Annotated in this window: 7 protein-coding genes; 4 read left to right on the forward strand and 3 right to left on the reverse strand. The window is 70.8% G+C overall.

Annotation, left to right across the window (positions count from 1 at the left end):
• Window positions 1-128: 128 nt before the first annotated feature.
• The 3 genes from purB to JSX79_RS12430 all read right to left on the reverse strand — a co-directional run bounded on the left by purB (window position 129) and on the right by JSX79_RS12430 (window position 2541).
• The gene (purB, locus tag JSX79_RS12420; RefSeq protein WP_229086538.1) at window positions 129-1514 is read right to left on the reverse strand and encodes an adenylosuccinate lyase; all 1386 of its coding nucleotides are present in this window, start codon (window positions 1512-1514) and stop codon (window positions 129-131) included.
• The gene (locus tag JSX79_RS12425) at window positions 1511-2023 is read right to left on the reverse strand and encodes a low molecular weight protein-tyrosine-phosphatase (RefSeq protein WP_070419277.1); all 513 of its coding nucleotides are present in this window, start codon (window positions 2021-2023) and stop codon (window positions 1511-1513) included. The genes purB and JSX79_RS12425 overlap by 4 nt, the downstream gene beginning before the upstream one ends.
• A gap of 119 nt (window positions 2024-2142) precedes the next feature.
• Entirely contained in the window at window positions 2143-2541 is a 399-nt protein-coding gene (locus JSX79_RS12430; protein ID WP_229086539.1) for a phage holin family protein, read from the reverse strand.
• 50 nt (window positions 2542-2591) lie between these two features.
• Between JSX79_RS12430 and JSX79_RS12435 the strand changes: the two genes are divergently transcribed.
• The 4 genes from JSX79_RS12435 to JSX79_RS12450 all read left to right on the forward strand — a co-directional run.
• Entirely contained in the window at window positions 2592-3671 is a 1080-nt protein-coding gene (locus tag JSX79_RS12435; protein ID WP_092384792.1) for a histidinol-phosphate transaminase, read from the forward strand.
• A gap of 23 nt (window positions 3672-3694) precedes the next feature.
• Window positions 3695-4831 carry a thiamine pyrophosphate-dependent dehydrogenase E1 component subunit alpha gene (locus JSX79_RS12440; RefSeq protein WP_071295537.1) on the forward strand — a complete coding sequence of 379 codons (1137 nt, stop codon included), beginning with the start codon at window positions 3695-3697 and terminating at the stop codon, window positions 4829-4831.
• Window positions 4832-4917: 86 nt separating this feature from the next.
• Entirely contained in the window at window positions 4918-5877 is a 960-nt protein-coding gene (locus tag JSX79_RS12445) for an alpha-ketoacid dehydrogenase subunit beta (protein WP_229086540.1), read from the forward strand.
• Window positions 5878-5918: 41 nt separating this feature from the next.
• Window positions 5919-6314: biotin/lipoyl-containing protein (locus tag JSX79_RS12450; protein WP_308061380.1), on the forward strand; the 396-nt coding region annotated here is incomplete at its 3' end.

A 6314-nucleotide genomic window follows, 5' to 3' on the forward strand; every position in this document is an offset into this window, starting at 1 on the left:
GCGCCTCCAGTCCGGCACATGGTGAGCAGAAATGGTCGGGTCCCTGCTCGGGACCCGACCATTTCTGCTCACGAAGCGAGCGCCGCGCGCGACGCGCGACGCGCGCGACGCGCGACGCGCGCGGCGCGCTACACGTCGAGGTGGTCGACCAGCTCGTCGGCGAGGCCCGTGTAGGTCGCCGGGGTGAGGTTCGTCAGCCGGGCCTTCGCGCCGGACGAGATGTCCAGGCCGTTCACGAACGCGACGAGCTCCGCCTGCCCGATGCGCTTCCCGCGCGTGAGCTCCTTGAGCATCGCGTACGGGTCCTCGATGTTCGACTGCCCGGCGGTGACCTCGGCGCGGATGACCGTCTGGATGGCCTCGGCCAGCACCTCCCAGTTGCGGTCGAGGTCCTCGGCGAGACGCACCTCGTTCACGGCGATCTCGCCCAGGCCACGGCGCAGGTTGTCGAGCGCGAGCAGCGAGTGCCCGAACGCGACGCCGATGTTCCGCTGCGTGGTCGAGTCGGTGAGGTCACGCTGGAGCCGCGACGTCACGAGCGTCTCGGACAGCGTGGAGAACAGCGCCGACGAGATCTCGAGGTTCGCCTCGGCGTTCTCGAACCGGATCGGGTTGATCTTGTGCGGCATCGTCGACGAGCCCGTGGCACCCACTACCGGGATCTGCGTGAAGTACCCCATCGAGATGTAGGTCCACACGTCGGTCGCGAGGTTGTGCAGGATCCGGTTCGCGTGGCGCACCCGGTCGTACAGCTCGGCCTGCCAGTCGTGCGACTCGATCTGCGTCGTGAGGGGGTTCCAGGTGAGCCCGAGACCCTCGACGAACTCGCGGGAGAGTGCGGGCCAGTCCGCCTCGGGGTCGGCCGCGAGGTGCGCCGAGAACGTGCCGGTCGCGCCGGAGAACTTGCCGAGGTACTCGCCGCCCTCGATCTGGGACAGCACGCGCTCGAGGCGGTAGACGACGACCGCGAGTTCCTTGCCGAGCGTCGTCGGCGTCGCCGGCTGCCCGTGCGTGTGCGAGAGCATCGGGACGCTCTTCAGCTCGTCGGCGAGCTCGCGGAGCCTCGCCACGACGGCGCGGTAGGCCGGCAGCCACACCTGGTCGACGGTGTCGCGGACGGTCAGCGCGTACGAGAGGTTGTTGACGTCCTCGCTCGTCGCCGCGAAGTGCGTGAGCTCGGCGATCGCGTCGAGCCCGAGCTCGGACAGACGACGACGGACGAAGTACTCGACCGCCTTGACGTCGTGCCGCGTCGTGGCCTCGATCTCGGCGAGCTCGGCGATCTGCTCCTGGCCGAAGGTCTCCACGACCCGGCGGAGCGCGGCCTTGTCGTCGACGCTGAGCGGCGACGTGGTGAACATCGCGTGGTCGGTCAGGAAGATGAGCCACTCGACCTCGACCACGATGCGCGCGCGGTTGAGCCCGGCCTCGGAGAGGTGCTCGCCCACCGTGTGCACGATCGGGTAGTAGCGCCCGTCGAGCGGGCTGATCGGCTGCGGGGGAAGGGGGGTCATGGGGCTCCCTGACGGACTGCCGGCTCGAGTTGGCGGAAGAGCGCCCGGCAGGCCCGTTCGACGGTCGAGAGCACTCGGTCGAACTCGTGCCGGTCCGCGTAGTACGGATCCGGTACGTCGGTCTGCTGGGGCCAGGCGTCGTCGTACCGCAGTAGGAGCGTCACCTTCGCGGCGTCGTCCATGGTCGGTGCCCACGAGCGCAGGATGCGTTCGTGGGAGCGGTCGAGTGCGACCACCAGATCGAGGTCCGGGAACCGGTCCGGATCGAACTGACGGGCGCGATGCCTGCTGCCATCGTATCCGCGCGCTGCGAGTGCTGCGATCGTGCGCTCGTCGGCGGGCTCGCCGACGTGCCAGTCGCCGGTGCCGGCGGACTCGACCTGGAACCGGTCGGCCATGCCGGCGTCCGCCGCGAGCTGGGCGAAGACGATGCCGGCCATGGGGGAGCGGCAGATGTTGCCGCTGCAGACGAACGAGACCCGGAAGGGGGCGTCGGCGTCCGGGGTCATGGGGACATCATGGCGCAGGGAGCGTCCGTCCGCGACGCTGCTGCCGTCGGGAGGCGCGGTGCCGGTCCGGTCGTCGGCCCACCCCGACGGGGTGCTCGCCGACGGGTCGTCGGCCAGCGTCACGCGCGCGGGCGGTTCAGCACCGGCCGCACGAACAGCCCGATCAGCCACGCGAACACCGCGAGCACGAAGGCGCCGACGATGCCCCAGCCGAACGAGTCGACGTGCAGCCCGAAGCCGAAGGCGTCCGAGATCCCGGCGACGATGAGCAGCAGGATCGCGTTCACGACGAACGAGATGAGCCCGAGCGTGAGGATGTAGATCGGGAAGGCGACGATCCGGATGAGCGTGCCGATGACCGCGTTCACGAGGCCGAACACGAACGCCACGAGCAGGTAGGTGAGCACGGTGGCCGTGGTGCCGCCGTCGCCGAAGGGCGTGACGGAGACGCCGCTGACGATCAGCGTGGTGAGCCAGAGGGCGACGGCGTTGACGACGAGGCGGACGAGGAATCGCATGCGTCCATGATGCCCTCCGGTACCCGCGGACGGGCCGGTAGCCTGATCCCGTGACTGACGAGCGCGTGCACATCCGGCCCGAGATCGCCGTTCTCCCCGCCTACAAGCAGGGGCGCCAGGCCGCGGCCGACGCCTTCAAGCTGTCGAGCAACGAGAACCCGTTCCCGCCGCTGCCCGGCGTCGTCGAGGCCGTGCAGGCGCAGACCGCGTTCAACCGCTACCCCGACGCCACCGCCCTCGCCGTCCGAGCCGTGCTCGCGAACCGCTTCGGCACCACCGTCGACGAGGTCCACGTCGCCCCCGGCAGCGTCGCGATCCTCCACGAACTCGCCAAGGCCACCTCCGGCCCCGGCGACGAGATCGTCTACGCGTGGCGTTCTTTCGAGGCCTACCCGGGCGTCGTCACGGTCGCCGGCGCCACGAGCGTGCAGGTGCCGAACCGCCCCGACGGCGGTCACGACCTCGACGCGATGGCCGCCGCCGTCACCGAGCGGACCCGCCTCGTGATCGTCTGCACGCCGAACAACCCGACCGGCCCGATCGTGACCGGGGCGGAGTTCGAGGCGTTCATGGCGCAGGTGCCCGCCACCGTGCTCGTGGTCCTCGACGAGGCCTACGCCGAGTTCGTCACCGAGCCGACCGCCGTCCGTGGCGCCCCGCTGCTCGAGCGGTACCCGAACCTCGTCGTGCTCCGCACCTTCTCGAAGGCGTACGGGCTGGCCGGACTCCGTGTCGGGTACGCCCTCGGCCCGGCGTACGTGCTCGATGCCGTACGCGCCTGCGCCATCCCGCTCTCGGTCACGGCGCAGGGCCAGGCGGCGGCGCTCGCGAGCCTCGAGCGCGAGTCCGAACTGCTCGAGCGCGTGTCCGAGATCGCAGTCCTGCGGGACCGCGTCGTCACGTCGCTCCGCGAGCAGGGCTGGGACGTACCCGACGCCCAGGGCAACTTCGTGTGGCTGCCGACCGGCGAGCTGACGGCGCACGCGACGGAGCGCTTCGAGCAGGCCGGCATCATCGTCCGAGCCTTCGGGAACGAGGGCATCCGCATCTCGATCGGGGAGCACGAGGCTGTGGGAACGCTCCTCGAAACAGCACGGTCGCTTGTGGGGGACCTCCAGGCAGCCGAGTAGTCGCTGCCGCTACGCTGGCCCGCATGTCATTCCGCGCCGCGGCCCCCGCGACGACCACCGTCCGGCTCCTCGACCCCGAGGGCCGGTTCGTGGAGACCGACGAGAACGCCGAGTTCGCCGCCGCCGCGCGGGCGATCCCGGACGAGACCCTGCTGGCGATGCACCGCCGGATGGTCCTCACCCGTCGGTTCGACCACGCCGGTCACAACCTCCAGCGCACCGGTCAGCTCGGCCTCTGGGTGCCGAGCCACGGGCAGGAAGCCGCACAGACCGGCTCCGCCTTCGCTCTCCGTGCGCAGGACCACGTCTTCCCGTCGTACCGCGAGCACGCGGTCACGATGCACCGCGGCGTCGAGCCGATGGAGATCATCGCGATGTACCGCGGCCAGACGCACGGCGGGTGGGACCCGGACGAGCGCGGCAACACCCACATCTCCACCCTGGTGATCGGCTCGCAGACCCTGCACGCCACCGGGTACGCACTCGGGCAGAAGCTCGACGGCGACGTCGGCACGGGTGACCCCGACCGCGACGCGTGCTCGATCGTCTACTTCGGCGACGGCGCGACGAGCCAGGGCGACGTGAACGAGGCGTACGTGTTCTCGGCCTCGACGAAGGCCCCTGTCGTCTTCTTCCTGCAGAACAACCACTGGGCGATCTCGGTACCGGTGTCGGTCCAGTCGCCGACCCCGCTCGTCGACCGTCCGCGCGGCTTCGGGATCCCGAGCGTCCTCATCGACGGCAACGACATCCTCGCCTCCTACACGGCCTCGGTCGTCGCCACCGACCACGCCCGCAGCGGCCAGGGCCCGGCGTTCATCGAGGCCGACACGTACCGCATCGGCGCGCACACCAGCTCCGACGACCCGAGCCGCTACCGCGCCGAGGGCGAGCTCGAGGACTGGGTCCGCCGCGACCCGATCGTCCGGTCCGAGGCGTACCTGCGCTCCAAGGGCGCGACCGACGAGCAGTTCGCCGCGTTCGACGAAGAGGGCGAGGACATCGCCGCCGACGTCCGCCGCCGCACCGTGGCCCTGACACCGCCGTCCGTCGACGTCATGTTCGACAACGTCTACCGCGAGCCGCACCCGCTGATCGCCGAGCAGAAGGCCTGGCTCGAACAGTACGAGGCCGGCTTCGAAGGGGGCGCCCACGCATGAGCACCACCGAGCAGCTCTTCGACTACACCCTGCGCTCCCACCCGGGCGCCGGCGAGGTCCCGAGCGACCCCACCCCGACCCTGACGATGGCCAAGGCGCTCAACGCCGGGCTCGCCGCCGCGATGCAGGCGGACGACAAGGTCCTGCTGATGGGCGAGGACATCGGCGCACTCGGCGGTGTGTTCCGCATCACCGAGGGCCTGCAGGAGAAGTTCGGCCCCGAGCGCGTGCGGGACACCCCGCTCGCCGAGGCCGGCATCATCGGCACCGCGATCGGCCTGGCCCTGCGCGGCTACCGCCCGGTCGTCGAGATCCAGTTCGACGGCTTCGTCTGGCCGGGCTTCGACCAGATCACCTCGCAGCTCGCGAAGATGGCGAACCGGCTGCCGGCGCACATGTCGCTGCCCGTCGTCATCCGCATCCCCTACGGCGGCCACATCGGCGCCGTGGAGCACCACCAGGAGTCGCCCGAGGCGTACTTCGCGCACACCCCTGGTCTCCGCGTGGTCAGCCCGAGCACGCCGAACGACGCCTACTGGATGGTCCAGGAAGCAGTGGCCTCGAAGGACCCGGTCGTCTTCCTCGAGCCGAAGTCGCGCTACTGGCCGAAGGGTCAGGTGGACCTCGTCGACGGGCACGTCCCGATGCACACGACGCGCGTCGCCCGCACCGGCACCGAGGTCACCCTCGTCGGCCACGGCGCGATGGTCGCCACGCTCATGCAGGCGGCGGAGATCGCCGAGGGCGAGGGCACGAGCTGCGAGGTCATCGACCTCCGCTCGATCTCGCCGATCGATTGGGAGCCGCTCCTGGCGTCGGTCCGGAAGACCGGTCGTCTCGTCATCGCGCAAGAGGCCTCCGGCTTCGTCAGCGTCGGCAGCGAGATCGCCGCGACCGTCGCCGAGAAGGCGTTCTACACGATGCAGGCACCCCCGCTCCGGGTCTCCGGGTTCGACATCCCGTTCCCGGTGTCGAAGCTGGAGCACCTGCACCTGCCGGACGCCGACCGCGTCCTCGAGGCCGTCGACCGCGCCCTCGCCTACTGACCTCCCTGTCCGAGCTCGACCAGAACGCCGAAGGAGCCGTAGTGGCCGTCGCCGAATTCCCCCTGCCCGACGTGGGTGAAGGCCTCACCGAGGCCGAGATCGTGCAGTGGCGCGTCGCGATCGGTGACGAGATCACCGTCGACCAGGTCCTCGTCGAGATCGAGACGGCGAAGTCCCTCGTCGAGCTCCCGTCGCCGTTCTCCGGCACCGTCACCGGCCTGCTCGTCTCCGAGGGCGACACCGTCGAGGTCGGCAAGCCGATCATCCGCGTGGAGTCCGACGCGCAGGTCGCGTCCGGTGCGCCGGTCGCCGGCCCAGGAGGCGCGGCACACGTCGACCAGAGCGTCCCGACCTCGCCGGACGTGACCGCCACCCCGCCGGCACCGGCCGCTCCCGCCGCCCCGGTCACGCTGACCGGCGCGGGTGCGGCGGGGGTC

The organism is Curtobacterium sp. GD1 (assembly GCF_020882855.1).
GTDB lineage: Bacteria > Actinomycetota > Actinomycetes > Actinomycetales > Microbacteriaceae > Curtobacterium.